This window comes from Nonomuraea composti (genome assembly GCF_012034275.1).
Lineage (GTDB): Bacteria > Actinomycetota > Actinomycetes > Streptosporangiales > Streptosporangiaceae > Nonomuraea > Nonomuraea composti.
The window spans coordinates 1-17,413 of sequence record NZ_JAATEP010000095.1; the positions used below are offsets into that span (position 1 = coordinate 1).

At 71.5% G+C, this 17,413-nt stretch carries 16 protein-coding genes; 6 read left to right on the forward strand and 10 right to left on the reverse strand.

Annotation, left to right across the window (positions count from 1 at the left end):
• The 4 genes from HCN51_RS55405 to HCN51_RS55420 all read right to left on the reverse strand — a co-directional run.
• The coding region (locus tag HCN51_RS55405) for a LacI family DNA-binding transcriptional regulator (RefSeq protein ID WP_168021828.1) at window positions 1-162 on the reverse strand (162 nt) is incomplete at its 3' end.
• 95 nt (window positions 163-257) lie between these two features.
• Entirely contained in the window at window positions 258-1,169 is a 912-nt protein-coding gene (locus tag HCN51_RS55410) for a hypothetical protein (protein WP_168021829.1), read from the reverse strand.
• Window positions 1,166-2,230, reverse strand: a complete 1,065-nt coding sequence (locus HCN51_RS55415; RefSeq protein WP_168021830.1) for a hypothetical protein — start codon at window positions 2,228-2,230, stop codon at window positions 1,166-1,168. The genes HCN51_RS55410 and HCN51_RS55415 overlap by 4 nt, the downstream gene beginning before the upstream one ends.
• Complete coding sequence (locus tag HCN51_RS55420; RefSeq protein WP_168021831.1) at window positions 2,223-2,828, reverse strand: RNA polymerase sigma factor; 606 nt, start codon at window positions 2,826-2,828, stop codon at window positions 2,223-2,225. Before HCN51_RS55420 ends, HCN51_RS55415 begins: the two co-directional genes overlap by 8 nt.
• Before the next feature lie 148 nt (window positions 2,829-2,976).
• Between HCN51_RS55420 and HCN51_RS55425 the strand changes: the two genes are divergently transcribed.
• The 6 genes from HCN51_RS55425 to HCN51_RS55450 all read left to right on the forward strand — a co-directional run bounded on the left by HCN51_RS55425 (window position 2,977) and on the right by HCN51_RS55450 (window position 9,018).
• Window positions 2,977-3,561 (forward strand): hypothetical protein, encoded by a 585-nt coding sequence (locus HCN51_RS55425; RefSeq protein WP_168021832.1) that lies wholly within the window; start codon window positions 2,977-2,979, stop codon window positions 3,559-3,561.
• Window positions 3,562-3,634: 73 nt separating this feature from the next.
• On the forward strand, window positions 3,635-3,805 hold the full coding sequence (locus HCN51_RS55430) for a hypothetical protein (protein WP_168021827.1): 171 nt from the start codon (window positions 3,635-3,637) through the stop codon (window positions 3,803-3,805).
• A gap of 3 nt (window positions 3,806-3,808) precedes the next feature.
• Window positions 3,809-4,948 carry a histidine kinase gene (locus HCN51_RS62855; RefSeq protein WP_168021833.1) on the forward strand — a complete coding sequence of 380 codons (1,140 nt, stop codon included), beginning with the start codon at window positions 3,809-3,811 and terminating at the stop codon, window positions 4,946-4,948.
• Window positions 4,945-5,577, forward strand: coding sequence for a response regulator (locus tag HCN51_RS55440; RefSeq protein WP_268966884.1), 633 nt, complete (start codon window positions 4,945-4,947; stop codon window positions 5,575-5,577). The genes HCN51_RS62855 and HCN51_RS55440 overlap by 4 nt, the downstream gene beginning before the upstream one ends.
• Before the next feature lie 112 nt (window positions 5,578-5,689).
• Window positions 5,690-6,835 carry a beta-1,3-glucanase family protein gene (locus tag HCN51_RS55445; protein WP_168021834.1) on the forward strand — a complete coding sequence of 382 codons (1,146 nt, stop codon included), beginning with the start codon at window positions 5,690-5,692 and terminating at the stop codon, window positions 6,833-6,835.
• 125 nt (window positions 6,836-6,960) lie between these two features.
• The gene (locus HCN51_RS55450) at window positions 6,961-9,018 is read left to right on the forward strand and encodes an alpha-glucuronidase (protein ID WP_346434171.1); all 2,058 of its coding nucleotides are present in this window, start codon (window positions 6,961-6,963) and stop codon (window positions 9,016-9,018) included.
• A gap of 39 nt (window positions 9,019-9,057) precedes the next feature.
• Here the strand turns inward: HCN51_RS55450 and HCN51_RS55455 are convergent, their stop codons facing one another.
• From HCN51_RS55455 to HCN51_RS55480, 6 genes are all read right to left on the reverse strand, one after another.
• Window positions 9,058-9,747 (reverse strand): DUF624 domain-containing protein, encoded by a 690-nt coding sequence (locus HCN51_RS55455; RefSeq protein WP_168021835.1) that lies wholly within the window; start codon window positions 9,745-9,747, stop codon window positions 9,058-9,060.
• Window positions 9,744-11,258: a GH39 family glycosyl hydrolase gene (locus HCN51_RS55460; protein ID WP_168021836.1), complete on the reverse strand. Its 1,515-nt coding sequence runs from the start codon at window positions 11,256-11,258 to the stop codon at window positions 9,744-9,746. The genes HCN51_RS55455 and HCN51_RS55460 overlap by 4 nt, the downstream gene beginning before the upstream one ends.
• An 81-nt stretch (window positions 11,259-11,339) precedes the next feature.
• The gene (locus HCN51_RS55465; RefSeq protein WP_168021837.1) at window positions 11,340-12,989 is read right to left on the reverse strand and encodes an ABC transporter substrate-binding protein; all 1,650 of its coding nucleotides are present in this window, start codon (window positions 12,987-12,989) and stop codon (window positions 11,340-11,342) included.
• 38 nt (window positions 12,990-13,027) lie between these two features.
• A complete protein-coding gene (locus HCN51_RS55470; protein WP_346434172.1) occupies window positions 13,028-13,906 on the reverse strand; it encodes a carbohydrate ABC transporter permease in 879 nt (292 codons plus the stop codon).
• Entirely contained in the window at window positions 13,903-14,889 is a 987-nt protein-coding gene (locus tag HCN51_RS55475; RefSeq protein ID WP_168021838.1) for an ABC transporter permease, read from the reverse strand. The genes HCN51_RS55470 and HCN51_RS55475 overlap by 4 nt, the downstream gene beginning before the upstream one ends.
• Window positions 14,886-17,243: a beta-xylosidase/alpha-l-arabinosidase gene (locus tag HCN51_RS55480; RefSeq protein WP_168021839.1), complete on the reverse strand. Its 2,358-nt coding sequence runs from the start codon at window positions 17,241-17,243 to the stop codon at window positions 14,886-14,888. Before HCN51_RS55480 ends, HCN51_RS55475 begins: the two co-directional genes overlap by 4 nt.
• Between the last annotated feature and the right edge of the window lie 170 nt (window positions 17,244-17,413).

The window sequence follows — 17,413 nt, forward strand, 5'->3', positions numbered from 1 at the left end:
CAACTGCCGGGCCGAGCCGTTGCGCACGTAGCCGAGCCGCTCGATCGCCTCGCGTACCCGGCGCAGGGTGTCGGGCGCGACCATCTCCGGCCGGTTGAGCACGTTGCTCACGGTGCCGACGGAGACCCCGGCGAGCCGGGCGACCTCTTTCATGCTCGACATCGTTCCTCGAGTCCCGTGAGCGGCGCGAGCGGGGTTGTTCCGCTGTGATCATAGCGCAGCCACTCCGAGCAGTTTGGAACGATTTGAGCACGCCGCTACTTGCCGTACGTCGCGTCGGGCACGGCCGGCTCGTCGTTCGTCCAGCCCGCCACGAACGCCTCCACCTTGTCCTGGCCCTTCACCTGCTTGCCGCCGGCGGCCGGGGCGTCGTCGGTGTACTGCGCCATCAGCGTCATCGTCCCCGTGTTCACGACGATCTGCTGCTTGAGCGTCTGCTTGTCGGTGGCCAGGTCGGGCAGGGCCAGTTTGTGGCCGGTCCGGCCCAGCGGGTCCTTGGCCTGCCCCAGATCCCGGACGCCCTTGGTGGTCCGCAGCGCCTCGTACGCGGCGGCGCGCACCTTCTGCGGCACCGGGTTCCGGTAGAGGAGCTGGGTCAGGGACTCGGCCACGAACAGGTCGAGGTGGTCCAGCCAGTCCTTCTTGGTGACGCCGGGCGCGGTGGTCTTCGCCTCCTCGGCCGACTTGTCGATCCAGGCGTTCACCTCGGCGGTGATCCGCCTCTTGAGCCCGGCCGCGTCGGCGGGCAGCTTCTGCAGCTCCTCGAACGTGACCGGCCGCTCCCCCAGCATCAACGCGATCGGGCGGTCCTCCTGCTTCTTCACCCAGCCCTTGCCCGGCCCGGTGGACAGCGAGATCTTCATGCCCTCCGTGCGGTACGTCCACGAGGTCGGCGAGCCGTCCTTCTTCCACGCCTCCTCGTCCCGCTTCGTCTTCGGGTAGGCGCCCAGCGGCCGGTAGGCCGTCCACGACCGGCCGTCCGGCGTCGCCCAGTCCACGCTGACCCGCCGCTCCATCATCGTGTAACCGCTGCCCAACGGGTGCATGTGCTCCAGCGTGATGAAGGTCTTGACCCGCCAGTACTTCCCCTGCGGCTCCGCCGCCTGAGCGGGCGCCGCCGCCAGCGCCAGGCCGGCCATCGTCGCGACCGCGGCTGCCAGAACTCTCATTTCGTCTCCTTCAGTGGGTTGTGATCCGTCCAGACGCTCTCCCGGATCGCCGTGTACTCCAGGAGCCGCCCGTCCTGGGCGGTGCGCGTCTCGATCGACAAAGGCTTTCCCGTGGCGGGATCGATCACCAGCCGGGTCCGGGTCTCCCCCGCGTACCCGGTCACCGGCAGCTCGCCCGACCGGTACTCCAGGCCGTCGCCGGGCCTGCCGAGCACGTCCGTCACCCGGCCGGCGGCCGTCACCCCGGGCAGCGAGGCGAGCAACCGGTACGCCGCCGCGCGCGTCCCGCTCGTCACCGGCGCGTACACCAGCAGCCGCACGACGTTGTCGGCCAGCGCCCGCTCGTCCACGCCCGCCCCGAACAGGGCGCGCAGCCCCTCGGGCGTGTCGGGGACGTCGCCCATCTTCGTCAGCGGCCGGCCCGCGAGCACGACGCGGAAGTCCCAGTCCTCGCTCGACCAGGTCTCCGCCTCGCCCGGGGCCCCGCTGACGACCCCGCGGGCCCGCTCGCGCGTGACCAGGCCCGGCGTCTGCCCGCCGTAGGTCCAGGACGCCGGCGAGCCGGCCGCCTGCCAGGCCGCCTTGTCCTGCTCGCTCGCCGGCTCCGCCCCCAGGTACGTGGTGCGGTACCAGGTGCGCGCCTCCGGGTCGGCGGGGATCCACACCTCGGCCGACTCACTCTGCCGCAGCCGGTAGCGGTGCTCCGGGTCGTCGAACTCGCGGCCGTTCACCAGCGTGCTGCCCCACCAGGCGCCCTCGTCCGGCTGCCTGGCCACCGTCTCGGCCGCCGCCAGCAACATCCGGTCCGCGGCCAGCGTCGCCACCCCTGCCGGGGGCGTGACCTGCCGCGCCACCGGCGGCGCCGACGTCATCACGACGGCCGCCGCGGCCGCCGCGCCCAGCAGCGCCACGCCCGCCGCACTCCAGCGGCCCCGCCGCGTCCGCCGCACCTGCCGCTCCTGCGCGAACGCCCTGCCCAGCCGCTCCCGGCCGGCCTGCTCGACCCCGGGGTCCAAGGGGGGCGGGGGCAACAGCTCCCGCACCGCCCGAAAGTCATCCATCGGTTCCTCCTGACAGCGGGTTGACGCCGCCCAGGGCGGCACGAAGCTTCCTGCGGACGCGGGACAGGCGGGAGCCGACCGTGCCGTACGGGATGCCGAGCGCGGTGGCCACCTCGTCATGGCTCAGCCCGCCCAGCGCGCTCAGCAGCAGCACGTCCCGGTCGCCGGCCGGCAGCGCCTCCAGCTCGGCCGCCAGCCGCGCCTGCTCGCTCGCGGCGTCCACGCGGCTGATGACCCGCTCCTCATGGCCGTGCTCCGGCCGCTCCCCGGCCGCGGAGCTGCGGCGCAACGCCGCCAGCTTCCTGACCTCCGCCCGCCGGTGCAGGGCGATCAGATTCGTCGCGATGCCGTACAGCCAGGGGCGCACCTCGCCGCGCTCCGGGTCGAAGCTCTTCCGCTTCCTGAACGCCGCGAGGAACACCTCGGAGGCGAGGTCGTCGGCCGCCTGCTGGTCGAGCCGCCGCCCCAGATAGGCGTGGATCTCGGCCACGTACCGGTCGTAGATCTCGCCGAACCGCTCCGGCCTGCGGTACGACGCCTTCAGCAGATCCGCGTCGCTCATCGCCCCCTGCGGGGTGAGCCGGCGTGGAGCCGTCATGTTGGCAGTCACACCTGTACTCAACCGAAGGGCCGATTTCCTTTCACGGCTGGGTTGTCCTGTTTTGGCCTGCGGGGTTGACCCCTGAGATCATCCATGCCTAGATCGAGAGACTCATCCGCCCCACGAGCCCGGAGGACACGCCCGCATGGCATCGGCAGGAGCGCCGGAACCGCTGACCGGCCACGCCGACGAGCGGCGCCGCCGCCGGGGGCTGGCGTTGCGGATCTCCACCCTGCTGCTGGGCGTCCTGCACCTGGTGCTCGCCGCCGTCCTGATCGCCCTGCCCGGTCGTACGCCCGCGTTCGACCCCTTACCCACGCCGGACGCGAGCGGGGAGCCGGGCACGGAGCGCCGGATCGCCGCGATCACCCCGCGGCCCGCCTCGGCCCCGGCATCCATCGGGGCCTCTCTTAGCGCTTCCTCTCCGGTCCGGCCCACCACCAGCGCCTCGGCCGCCCCGGAAGCCGCCACCTCCGCCTCCTCCACGGCCCAGGCCACGCCCCGCCCCGGCTCCGTACGCACGCGAGGCTCCGTGGCGCCGTCGGGCGGGCAGGAGGCGCCGAAACCGTCCCCCGCGATCGCGCCGTCGGGCGGGAAGACCACGAGGGCGGGCCGCCCGGCCCGGACGCCCAGCCCCGCCATCGCGCCCGCCCCCGAGGCGGTGCCCCCGGGCCGCACCCGCGAGCCGCCGGGCCGCGTCCGGGGCAGCGGCCCGGGACAGGGCAGATGAGCCCTGGGTCTCCACCCTCGTCTCCACCTTTCTGACGTGCCGCTCCACCCGCCCCCCTCCCTAGCGTCATGGCATGGACAAACGGCTCGAACTGCTGCAACGCCTGCTGGACGCCAACGGGGGAAAAATGAACGGGAAGTTCCTGATCGCGGTCGCCGTCGTGGCCGTGATCGTGGTCGTCGGCTTCATCGCGTTCCGCCTTATCCTGGTGGAGATGATTCTCAGCCTGCGGGACTCCCGCTAGCACATGCGCGAGGTGTGGGGGCGGGTCACCCGGCTGCTGGCCGCCGACGACCCCGAGACCGGGCGGCTCACCAGGGCACTGCTGACCCTGGTGCTCGTCTGGTCGCTGGCCGTCGCCTCGCCCGCGCGGGCGGCGGCGCTCGTGTGGCCGGCGCTGGGCGTCGCGATGGCGTGCTGGCTGGCGTTCGTCCTGCTCGACGGCCGCCTCCCCGCCGCCACTCCCGCCAGGGCGCCCGCCACGATCCTGCTCGCGGCCGGCTCCGCGATCGCCGCCGCGGTGTCGGGGTCGGAGTCGGCGGCACCCACCGTGTTCCTGTTCGCCATGCTGCTCCTGTACGCGGCGCACCCGGCGCCGGGCATGACCGCGATCTGCCTGGTCGCCGCGGCCGACCTCGGGCTGATGGCCGGAAGCCTGATCTGGTTCGACCGCCCGCGCACGTCGATCGTCGTCCAGGGCGCGGTGATGGTCTGCACGGTCCTGTTCGCCCTGCACCGCCGCCAGTACCGGCGCGCCCTCCACGACCGGGCCCGCGCCATGGCCCTGGACGAGCGCGCCCGCATCGCCAGGGAACTGCACGACGTGCTCGCCCACTCCCTGGGCGCGCTGGGCGTCCAGCTCGACGTGGCCGAGGCCCTGCTCACCGAACGGGGCGACGTGGCGGGCGCGGTCGCCCGCATCCGCCGCTCCCGCGGCCTGGCCAGGGAGGGCCTGGTGGAGGCGCGTGCGGCGGTCGCCGCGCTCCGCGAGGACATCCCCCCGCTGCCCGACGCCCTCGCCCTCCTGGTCACCCAGCACCGCCTCGACCACTCCGTACGCGCGGACCTGCGCACCACGGGAACCCGCCGCCCGATCACCCCGGCGGCCGAGGTCTGCCTCCTCCGCACGGCCCGCGAAGCCCTCACGAACGCCGCCAAACACGCCCCCGGCGAGCCGGTCACCCTCGACCTGTCCTACGGCGAGACCACCGTCCGCCTGACCGTCCGCAACCCCCTTCCCGCCGCCAGGCCCGGCGAGGCGCTTGAGGAAGAGGCGGGTGGACACGGGCTGGCGGGGATGCGGGAGCGCGTGGCGCTGGCCGGTGGGACGCTGGACGCCGGGCCGGTGAGTGCGGCGTGGGAGGTGCGGGCGGAGGTGCCGGAGTGAGGGTGCTCGTGGTGGACGACCAGCAGGTGATGCGCGAAGGGCTCGTCGCCCTGCTGGACCTGGTCGACGGCGTCGAGGTGGTGGGGGACGCCGGCGAGGGCGAGCAGGCGCTGCGGCTGGTGGCGGAGCTGCGGCCGGACGTGGTGCTGATGGATCTGCGGATGCCGGTCATGGACGGGGTGGAGGCGACGCGGCGGATCGTCCGCGACCATCCGGGCGTGGCCGTGGTGGTGCTGACGACGTACGACGACGACCGGTCCGTGGACGCGGCGCTGCTGGCGGGCGCGCGTGGCTACCTGACGAAGGACGCGGGCCGGGCGGAGATCGCGGCGGCGCTGCGCTCGGCCGCCGCCGGCCAGTCCACGTTCGCGCCCGCGGCGGCGAAGCGGCTGGTCGAGGTGCTGTCCCGGGGCGCCCCCGAGCCGGTGACCGACTGCCCCGACGGCCTGACGGTGCGGGAGGTGGAGGTGCTGCGGCTGATCGCGCGCGGGCTGAGCAACGCCGAGATCGCCGCCCGCCTGTTCATCGCCGGCACGACGGTGAAGACGCACATCAACAACGCGTTCGCCAAGATCGGCGTCCGCAACCGCACGGAGGCCGCCGGCTACGCCCGCGACCGCCTCCTGTAGCCGCCGCCGGCGTTTTCCGGAAGCGCTTGACAGCGCTCCCTTACTGGAAAGAAACTTAACCGATCACGAGAGAGCGCTCTCTCCCAGAAGCCCCCCGCTGAGGAGTCGAACGATGATCACCAGACGGGCCCTGCTGGCCGGTGCGGCGGCCACCCCTCTCCTGGCGCTCGCGCAGCGCGCCGAAGCCGCGACCACGCTGCCCCTGACCGTCGTCAACCACACCTACCGCTACGCCAACAACGCGATCTTCCTGTACGTCGTCGGCACCGACCCCGCCACCGGCAACCAGGTCTTCGTCAGGGCCGACGGCACCAAAGTGCCGGTGTCGCTCTCGCTCAACGGCCCCGACGGGTTCGCCGACCTGTCCATCCCGCTCGCCGCCAGCGGCGACACGCGGGTGACGTTGCCGTGGATGTCGGGCCGGGTCTACGTCTCCATGGGGCAGAAGATCAGGTTCAGGGTGGTGACCGACGGCAACGGGCGGCCCGCGCTCCAGCACCCCGCCGGCTGGGTGACGTCGGACCCCAGCTACAACGTGCTGCACGACTTCATGGAGTTCACCTTCGACAGCAGCGGCATGTTCTGCAACACGACCATGGTCGACATGTTCAGCATCCCGATGGAGCTGCGGCTGGCCGGTCAGGCGACGCAGACATCGGGCACGCTGGTGCGGAACGGGCGGGCGCAGATCTTCGCCGGCATCGCGGCCCAGCCCGCCTTCAAGCCGCTCATCGTGGGCGACAACCTGCGGGTGATCGCCCCCGGCCACGGCATCGACGCCGGGCTCTTCCCCGCCAATTACCTCGACCCCTACATCGACCAGGTGTGGAGCACGTACACGTCGGCGAGCCTGCGGGTGACGGCGGGCGGCGTGACGTACACGGGGCGGGTCTCCGGCGGGCAGCTCGTCTTCGACAAGGGCATCCGTGCCTTCGCCCGGCCGAGCACCCGCGACGTGTTCTACTGCAACGGCGCCCTGCACTCCGACGGCGTCTCGGGCCCGGTCGCGGCGATCCTGGGCGCCGGGTTCAACCGCACGACCCTGGTCAGCCACCCGAACCAGCCGACGACCGACCCCGCCACGTTCTACCGCACCACGCTCACCAACCACTACGCCCGCGTCCTGCACGAGAACACCGTCAGCGGCAAGGCGTACGGCTACCCCTACGACGACGTCGCCGACGGGTCCACCTACATCCAGGACCACGCCCCGACGTCGCTGCGGCTGCGGCTCACGCCGTTCGACGCGACCCCCTGAGGCGGTGCGGGGCGGCGCGGCGGGAACCGGTAGATTCGGGGCGAAACCACTGCGTGCAGGCGTGTCCGCCGCCGCGTGTGGCCGGGCAGCGTCTCTGCCCGCTCGCCGAACTCTAAGGAGCCCCCGTGACCGTTCCCCATGTGCCCGACATGCAGGTGGAGGTGCCCGGCAGACAGGCGAATGTGCCCGGCGTGCATCCGGCCTGGCTGCCTCTTGACGCCTTCCGCGCCGCCGGTACGCGCCGCGTGCTGGTCCTGGCCGACGACTCGGAGGTGGCCGGCACCGTGCGGGCCGAGGTGGCCGACGCCTGTGAACGGCACGGCGGTGCCGTGGTGGCGCCGGGTGCGGCCGGTGACCTGGTGCTCGCCCTGTCCACGGCCGGCGACCTGCCGCCGGCCGTGCAGGCGTTGCGGGGGCAGGAGCCCGGGCCGGAGGGTTTCGTGCTGGGCCGCCGGGACGGCGTCACGGTGGTGCTGGCCGACGACCCGGCGGGCCTGCTGTACGGGTGGTTCGAGGTGGTGCGGCGCGGCGCGGCCGCGTTCGGGACGGACTGGCCCGCCGAGGTGCACCGCCCGGCGCTGCGGCGGCGCATGCTGGACCATTGGGACAACATCGACGTGCATCCGGTGATGGGCCAGGTCGAGCGCGGCTACTCGGGCGGCTCGATCTTCTGGCGGGACGGCGTACCGCACGAGGACCTGACGCGGGTGCGCGCGTACGGGCGGCTGCTGGCCGCGACGGGCGTGAACGCGGTCGCGATCAACAACGTGAACGTGCACGCCACCGAGGCCCGCCTGCTGACCGACCGGCTCGCGGAGGTCGCCGCCATCGCGGCGGAGCTGCGCCCGTACGGCATCCGCGTGCACCTGTCGGTGAACTTCGCCTCGCCGATCGCGCTCGGCGGGCTGGACAGCGCCGACCCGCTGGACGAGAGCGTGCGCGCGTGGTGGGCGCGCACGACGGAGCGGGTGTACGAGACGATCCCCGACTTCGGCGGGTACGTGGTCAAGGCCGACTCGGAGGGCCAGCCGGGGCCGTTCGCGTACGGGCGCAGCCACGCCGACGGCGCGAACATGCTGGCCGACGCCCTGGCCCCGCACGGCGGCGTGGTGCACTGGCGGGCGTTCGTCTACGACCACCGCCAGGACTGGCGCGACCGCTCCACCGACCGGGCCCGCGCCGCCCACGACCACTTCGCCCCGCTCGACGGCCTGTTCAGGGACAACGCGATCCTCCAGGTCAAGTACGGCCCGATGGACTTCCAGGCGCGGGAGCCGATCTCGCCCGTGATCGCGGCCATGCCGGCGACGAGGCTCGCGGTGGAGCTGCAGGTGACGCAGGAGTACACGGGCCAGCAGCGGCACGTCTGCTACCTCGGCCCGATGTGGAGCGAGGTGCTCGGCTTCCGCTTCTGGGGGCCGGGCGAGCGCACGGTCGCCGAGGTGGCCGCGCGCGGCGGCCTGGTGGCGGTCTCGAACGTGGGCGACGACCCCTATTGGACGGGGCACCCGCTGGCCCAGGCCAACCTGTACGCGTTCGGCCGGCTCGCCTGGGCCCCGGAGCTGGACCCGGCGGCGATCCTGGACGAGTGGATCGGCCTGACCTTCCCGGGTGGAGACGACCTGGTGCGCGGCACGCTGCACGAGATCATGGACGGCTCGTGGGCGACGTACGAGCGGTACACGGCCCCGCTCGGCGTCGGCTTCATGGTCCGCCCCGGCCACCACTACGGCCCCGACGTGGACGGCTACGAGTACACGCCGTGGGGCACCTACCACTTCGCCGACCGCGACGGCGTCGGCGTGGACCGCACCCGCGCCACCGGCACCGGCTACACGGGCCAGTACCCGGCGCCGTGGTCGGAGGTGTACGAGTCGCGCTCCGAGTGCCCGGACGAGCTGCTGCTCTTCTTCCACCACGTGCCGTACGAGCACGTGCTGCAGAGCGGCACGACGGTCATCCAGCACATCTACGACACGCATTTCGCAGGCGCTGAGGAGGCGGCGGGGATGCGGCGGGCGTGGGAGAAGCTGGCGGGCTCCGTCGACCCGGCGTTGTACGCGCGGGTCAGGGAGCGGCTGGACGAGCAGGTCCGGTGCGCGGAGGAGTGGCGCGACCAGGTCAACACCTATTTCCTGCGCAAGTCGGGCGTGCCGGACGCCCACGGCAGGCGCATCTGCTGACGGGTGCAGCGCCGCTCCCCCGACGGCTGAAGCGCCGCACTACTGACGCGTGAAGCGCTCCTGGACCTCGGTGATCATGGCGCGGCTGTTCCACAGCAGCGTCGCCGTGAGCACCGAGGCCAGCAGCGCCAGCGCCGCCTCGGTGGCGAAGAAGGTGACGCCGCCGGCCACGATGAGCAGGCACGCGTTGGCCAGGGTGGCGGCGGGGAAGCGCCCCAGCGAGTACGCCGCGAGCTTGGCCACGTCCACCGCCCTGAACGCGAACAGCGAGGTGATGACCAGCGCGTTGGCCACCCAGAGCGTGCCGCCCGCGGCCAGCACGACGAGCAGCGCCGCCCACCAGCCGGGCACCCCGGCGGCGGAGAAGTTGCCCAGGTTCGTGCCGACCAGGGCGAGCACCGCGAGCCAGGGCACCCAGATCTTGAGTGCGGCGCCGAAGTTGAGCCGGTAGCCGCGCCAGAACGCGGAGGCGGGCCGCAGCTCGGTCAGCTCGCGGCTGCGGTGCCGCAGCGCGTACAGGGCGGCGGACAGTGCGGGGCCGGCGGGCAGCAGGCAGGCGGCCATCAGCGGGAGGTTGCCGGCGGAGCGGTCGAGCAGCACCAGCACCACCAGGCCGGGCACGGCGGTGAGCAGCACGAGCAGTTCGACGACCAGCAGGGTGTAGATCAGGGCGGAGGCCCGCGAGAGCGGGCCCGTGCCGAACTTCCTCGAGGCCGTCACGTCGCTCATCGCATGCCCTCCTCCAGGCCGAGCAGCCGGCGGTCGTCCCACCACGGCGGGGTCTCGTCCACCACGGGGGTGAGCTCGACGAGCGTGACCTCGTGGCGGTCGAGGATCAGGTCGAGATCGGCCGTTCCGCCGGTGACCGGCAGACTCTGGTGACGGCGAACCGGTTCCGCCGCTTCCCGGAGGATATCGAGCTGTATGGGGTGGGGTGACCTGGGACGCCCCATTTCGCACCAGGCCGTCCAGGCGTTGCCCATCTCCTCGCTCACCGACGAGCGCAGCACGAAGGCGGACTCGCCCGGGAAGGGGATCGACAGCCGCACGGTGTGCCCGGCCACGGCCGGCCCGCCCGTGACGTCCACGGGCGCCCAGGCCAGCACGGTCACGCGGCCCGTGTCGTCCCTGGTCACGAGGTGGTCCTCGCCCCTGGCCAGGAGCTGCTCGCCCATGCGCGCCATGAAGGCGTACAGGTGGTAGGTGGGCTTCTTGATCTGCCGGTGGGTCAGCAGGCCGAAGCCGCCGTGGAAGATCGAGGTCGGGATGCCGACCTCCTCGAACATGTCGCTGAACGTCCAGTACGCGAAGGAGTCCGCCAGCTCGCCGCCCTCGGCCAGCACGGGCGCCAGGTAGGCGGCGTTGAAGGCGGTGTCGTGGATGGGGTTGTCGGGCCGGTAGGAGGAGTTGAACTCGGTGATGTGCACCGGCAGGCCCTCCAGCGGGCCGCCCGCCACCTGGCGGCGCGTGATGGCGAACTGCTCCAGCAGGCCGGAGGCGGGCGCCAGCGTCTGGTACACGCCGAACGGCACGGGCTGGGCCGGGCCCGAGGTGTAGGCGTGGCGGCTGAGGAAGTCCACCGGCACGTCGCGGGAGGTGACGAAGTCGGCGAAGCGCGGCATCCACTCGTCGGAGCCGGGCGAGATCGCGGGGCCGCCGACCTGCAGCGACGCGTCCACGTCCTTGATCGTGCGGGCGGTGACCTCGTACAGGCGGTGGTAGGCGGCCTCGTCGGCGCCCTGCCAGAAGATGTCGAGGTTCGGCTCGTTCCAGACCTCGATCGGCCAGCGGCGCACGCGGTCGAGGCCGTAGCGGTCGATGAGGTGGGTGATCGTGGCCCGCACCAGCGCCGCCCACTCCTCGTACGAGCTGGGCGGGGTGACGTTGGCCTGCCACCAGAAGACGGTCTGCTCGCCCGAGGCCAGGCCCGACGGCATGAAGCCCAGCTCCAGGAACGGCTCGATGCCCAGCTCCAGGTAGGCGTCGATGACCTGGTCCACGTACGTGAAGGAGTGGCGGACGTGCCGCTTGCCCGCGTACTCGTAGGGCTGGTGCACGCCGACGCCGTCGCTGAACAGGCCGTGGCCGCGGATGTGACGGAAGCCGATCTCCCGCTGGACGAGCGCCAGCGAGTCCTGGTAGTCGCGCCGCAGCGCGAGGTCGAAGCGCCCGGTGCCGACGCAGAAGCGCCAGGCGTCGGACAGCCGCCCGGAGGGCTCGCCGGGGACGAGGTTGCGCATGCTTATTCCTTGTTCGGTCCGCGGGGAAAGAGAGCGGCCGGGCCGCCCCCGGCAGGAGGGAGCGGCCCGGCCTGGAGGGGATCAGCCGCCGTGGGACTTCTTGAACCGCTCGTAGGCGGAGTTCACGAGGTTGATGTACTGGGTGGAGTTCTTGGCCTCCAGCTCCTTGACGTAGGCGTCCCACTCGCCGAGGTCACGCTCGCCGAGGATGAACTTCAGCGTGTTCTGGGTGACGTGGTCCTTCAGCGGCGTCTCCCACATGGAGGCCTGCTCGCGCTCCTCCTCGCTGAGCGGGGCGGCCGGCTCGACGGGCCACTGCTTCCTGGCGTTCATCACGTTCTGGAACTCCATCTCCTCGTCCGAGAACGTGGACTGGAGCAGCTTGGTCGGGCCGCCGTAGGCGAAGACGCCGTTGCTGAAGCCGAAGTCCTTCTGCAGGTGCTTGGGGGCGCCCGGGTTGAGGCCGACGAAGTCGACGTCCTTGGCCAGCTCGTACTTGCCGGAGGAGTCCTTCGTGAACGTGGTGCCCTCGACGCCCCACTTCGCGAACTCCATGCCGGCCTCGGAGTACCAGAGCCAGTCGATGAACTGCATCATGGCGACGAAGTTCTTGTTCTCCGTGGCCTTCTTGGAGATCATGACGCCGTTCTCCAGGCGGCTGGCGAACTTGTACTCGCCCGCCGGGCCGATCGGCACCGGGATCTTGACGATCTTGGCGCCCTTGACGTTCTCGGTCAGCGCCGTCCGGTAGTCGTTGATCAGCGACTGCGCGTTGCTGCTGATCACGAACGACTTGCCCGAGATGAACTTCTGCTTGGCGGCCTCGTCCTGCTGGGTGAAGCTCTCGGGGTCGAGCAGCTTCTCCTTCACCAGCTTGTTGAGGTACTCGATGGCCTGCTTGTACTGCGGCATCGCGCCGGTGTAGACGAACTTGCCCTGCGCGGCGTCGAACATCGAGTGCGCGTACTCCCAGCCGCCCTTGCTCCCGTACGCCTGCGCGATGAGCTTGATCAGGTTGCCGCCCGGCGTGGGCACGCTCCACCGGTCGGTCATCGGGTAGAGGTCGGGGTACTCGGCCTTCATCGCCTTGAGCATGTTGTAGAAGTCGTCCAGCGTCTTGGGGACTTCCAGCTTCAGCTTCTCCAGGATGTCGGTGCGCACCGCGAAGGAGTAGTCGGCCCAGGCGTTCTCGTGCAGGCCGGGCAGCAGGTAGATCTTGCCGTCCGTCTGCATGATCGAGTTCAGCTCCGGCTGGAGCTGCCACTTGGCGACCTTGTCCTGGAAGTTCGGCATCAGGTGGAAGTAGTTGCTGACCGGCAGGATCGCGCCGGAGGAGACGAACGCCTCCTCCTGCGGGTGGTACGTCTTCGGGATGATCAGCGGGGCGTCACCGGAGGCGATGAGCAGGCTGCGCTTCTTCTCGTAGTCGCTGAGCGGCACCTCCACCGGCTTGAGCGTGACGTTGGTGCGCTTGGTCAGCTCCGACCAGAACAGCCAGTCGGGCTTGTTCGGGTAGAACGAGTGGTTGTTGTAGAGCACGTCGAACGACAGCGGCTCGGTCGCCTTGAACTGCTGGCCGACGCCGTAGCCGGCCATCGAGCCGGCCTTGTTGCCGGCCGCCGTGGCGCCGTCCTTGGCCGGGGTCTCGCCGTCGCTGCCGCAGGCGGTCAGGGCAAGGGAGGCGAACGCGCCGAGGCCGATGATCGCCTGACGCCGCGAGATGTCGCGCATGGGGGAAATCCTTTCTAGAGGGTGAGGCGCCGGGAGGGTCAGCCCTTGACCGCGCCGAGCATGACGCCGGAGACGAAGTACCGCTGGACGAACGGGTAGACGACCAGGATCGGCAGGACGGTGAGCACGATCGTCACCGCCTGGATGTTGGCCCCCACCTGCGTCACTTCCGCCGCCGCCGCGCCGAAGGAGTCGGCGCCGGTGGCCCCGGCGATGAGGTTGCGCAGGTAGACCGTCACCGGGAACAGCTCCGAGCGGTCCATGTAGAGGAACGCCGCGAACCACGAGTTCCAGAACGAGACCGCGTAGAACAGGATCATCGTGGCGATGACCGCCTTCGACAGCGGCAGCACGATCTTCCACAGGATGCCGTAGGTGTTCAGGCCGTCGATCGCGGCCGCCTCCTCCAGGTCCTGCGGCAGGCTCTCGAAGAACGCCTTCATGACCAGGAGGTTGAACACGCTGATGGCGTTGGGCAGCACGATGGCCCAGATCGAGTTCTTCAGGCCGAGGCCGGTGATCAGCACGTAGTTCGGGATCAGGCCGCCGGAGAAGAACATCGTGAACACCGCGACACCGACGAGGACCTTGCGGCCCTTGAGGTGCTTCTTCGACAGCACGTACGCGTAACACGTCGTCATCACCATCGCGATGAAGGTCGCGACCACCGTGTAGACGACCGTGTTGCGGTAGTTCGTCCAGAACATCGGGTCCGACGCGACGATCTTGTACGTCGTCAGGTTGAACCCCTTGGGAATGAGGTTCACCTCGCCGGAGCTGATGGCCGTCTGGGAGCTGAACGAGCGGGCCAGGATGTTGACGAACGGGTAGAGCGTCACCACCACGACCAGCGTCAGGATCACCCCGTTGAACCACTGGAAGACGCGGTAGCCGCGGGTCATGTCGTGCGTTGTCACCACAGGCTCGTCCCAACTGTGCGGCGGGAGATCACATTGGCCGAGAGGATCAGCACCAGGCCGACCACCGCCTCGAACAGGCCGATGGCCGCGGCGTAGCTGAAGTTGCTCGCCTCCAGGCCCATCCGGTACAGGTACGTGGAGATCACGTCGGCGGTCGGGTACGTCAGCGGGTTGTACAGCAGGAAGACCTTCTCGAAGCCCACCGCCATGAACGTGCCGATGTTGAGGATCAGCAGCGTCACCGCCGTCGGCCGGATGCCCGGCAGCGTCACGTGCCAGACCTGCCGCCACCGGCTCGCGCCGTCCATCCTGGCCGCCTCGTAGAGCTGGTCGTCGATGGTGGTCAGCGCCGCCAGGTACAGGATCGTGCCCCACCCGACCGTCTGCCAGACCTCGGAGCTGACGTAGATCGCCCGGAACCAGTCCGGGTCCTGCATGAACGAGATCTTCTCGCTGCCCAGGTAGCTGAGCAGCGCGTTGATCGGCCCGTCCACCGCCGTCATCTGCATGACGAGACCGGCCACGATCACGACCGACAGGAAGTGCGGCAGGTACGACACCGACTGCAGGAACCGCTTCAGCGCGCGCCGGCGCACCTCGTTGAGCAGCAGCGCCAGCACGATCGGCAGCGGGAAGCAGAAGATCAGGGTCAGCGCGCCGAGGATCAGCGTGTTGGTGAAGACGTTCCAGAACGTGGGGTCGTTCAGGAACATCTTCACGTAGCGCAGGCCCACCCACTCCTCGCCGAAGATGCTGCCGCCCGGCTCGAACTTCCTGAACGCGATGACGTTGCCCAGCATCGGCAGGTACCGGAAGATCACGAAGAACAGCAGCGGCAGGACCGCCAGCGAGTAGAGCTGCCAGTCGCGGCGCAGCGCGCGACCCCACGTGCTGCCGCCCTTGCGCCGGTGCCTCCTCGGCGCCGGCTCCGCCTCGGGCTCGCGGGCGGTGCCGACAGTCAGCGTCTCGGATGTGCTCATCCTCGGCCCTCCGGAGAGTTGCGGTCGATGTGCGCCGGCGCCGTGAGCCGCCGGCCGTGGCCGACCTCGCGCTCCGGGCCGGTCAGGCGCAGCGGCAGCGTGGCCACGGCGTCCGCGCACGAGCGGCCGAGCCGCAGCTCGACCTCGCCCGGCTCGACGACGCGGCGGCCGCGCGCCCCGGTGAACGACGTCAGATCCGCGGGGACGGTGAACGTGACCCGCGCCGACTCGCCCGCCTCCAGCGGGACGCGGGCGTAGCCGATCAGGCGCACCACCGGCCGCGTCGTCTGCGCGACCGGGTCGTGCAGGTAGAGCTGCACGACCTCCGCGCCCGCGCGCTCGCCGGTGTTGCGGACCGTCACCCCGACGGTCACCTCGCCGTCCACCGCCCACTCGGCGCCGCTCGCCGCGGCCCCGCTCCACTCGTACGTGGTGTAGCTCAGGCCGTGCCCGAACGGGTACGCGGGCGTCGGGTCCACCGACGACACCTCCGAGCGGCGGCCCAGCGGCGGCGCCAGGTACGTCGCCGGCAGGCCGCCCGCGTCCCGCGGCACGGAGACCGGCAGGCGGCCCGTCGGGTTCACCGCGCCGGTCAGCACCTCGGCCAGCGCCTGGCCGCCCCGCTGGCCGGGGAAGAAGCCGAACAGCACCGCCTTGGCCGCGGCGACCTCGTCGCCCAGCGCGTACGGGCGGCCCGCCAGCAGCACCAGCACCACCGGGGTGCCGGTCGCGAGCACCGCCCGCACCAGCTCGGCCTGCACGCCCGGCAGGCGCAGGTCGGTGGCGTCGCAACCCTCGCCGGACGTGCCCCGCCCGAACAGGCCGGCCCGGTCGCCGACGGCCAGCACGACCACGTCGCTCCCGGCCGCCAGCTCCGTCGCCTCGGCGAACCCGTCGGTGCCGGCGCCGGTGATCGTGCAGCCCTGCGCGTAGGACAGATCGGGCACCAGCGCGGCCAGCGACTCGCGCAGCGTCGGCAGGTCCAGCCCGAGCCCCTGCTCCGGGTGCGGGCCCACGTGGTTGGGGAAGGCGTAGCAGCCCAGCATCGCCATCGGGTCGTCGGCGACGGGGCCGATCAGCGCCACCTTCGCGCCCGGCCGCAGCGGCAGCACGGCGTCGTCGTTGCGCAGCAGCACGACCGCCTCGCGGGCCAGCCGCAGGGCCAGCTCCTGGCTCTCCTCGTCGTCGAGCCGCACGTCCTCGGCCGGGCCGGGCAGCGGCTGCCAGCCCTCGTCGAGCAGGCCCTGCTCGGCCTTCTGCACCAGCACGCGGCGCAGCGCGCGGTCGATCAGCGCCTCGTCCACCGACCCGGCCTTGACCGCCTCGACCAGCGGCGCGCCGAACGTGTCCACCGTCGGCAGCTCGACGTCGATCCCGGCCTTCAGCGCCAGCCCGGCCGCCTGCCCGCCGTCCGCCGCCACCTTGTGCAGCCGCTCCAGGAACCGGACCGAGAAGTAGTCGGCCACCACGGTCCCCTCGAAGCCCCACTCGTCGCGCAGCAGGCCCGTCAGGATGCTCTCGTCCGCCGCGACCGGCATGCCGTCGATCTCGGCGTAGGAGTTCATGACCGAGCGGGCGCCACCCAGGCGCAACGCCATCTCGAACGGCGGCAGCAGCACGTCCGCCAGCTCCCGCGGGCCCATCGCGACCGGCGCCAGGTTACGGCCGCCGCGCGAGTTGGAGTAGCCGGCGAAGTGCTTGAGCGTGGCCACCACGCCCGCGCCCTCCAGACCGCGCACGTACGCGGCGCCGAGCGTCCCCACCAGGTACGGGTCCTCGCCGATCGTCTCCTCGGTACGCCCCCAGCGGTAGTCCCTGGTCACGTCCACCACCGGGGCCAGGCCCTGGTGGATGCCCGCGCGGCGCATCGAGTGGCCGATCCGGGCCGCCACCTCCTCGATCAGCTCAGGGTCGAAGGAGGCGCCCCAGCTCAGCGGCGCCGGGTACACCGTCGCCCGCCACGCCGCGAACCCCGTCAGGCACTCCTCGTGCACCTGCGCCGGGATCCCGAACCGGCTCGCCCTGACGATCTCCGCCTGGGAGGCGGCCAGCGAGCGCGCCCCCGCGACGGGATCGACCGGCGCCGTCCCGAACGGGCGGGTGAGCTGGCCCAGCCCCAGCCGGATGGCGTCCGCCCACTCGGGGCCGCTGCCCATGTCCGTCTGGTGCGGGGCGACGCCGCCCCCCGACGCGTCCGCGCCGACCCACACCCCGACGAGCTGGGCGACCTTCTCCTCGAGAGTCATGAGCGGGATGAGCGCGTCGGCCCGCTCGGCGGGCGACAGCCGGGTGTCGCGCCATGGCTCGCTCTCGCCGGACGCCGAGCTCGTGTCGATTGGTTCCTGGCCCCTCATGCCATCCCTTCGGCCATGACGGCGCCGTCCGCGGGAGAGCGGGGGGTGTTACGCGGGGGTGACGCCGAAACTTTCAAGCAGATCCGTTTAATATTGCGGCAACATAAGGGGCCTGTTGAATCGTGTCAAGAGTGCCGCCAACCTGCTAAGTTGCAGAATCGGCCGACGGC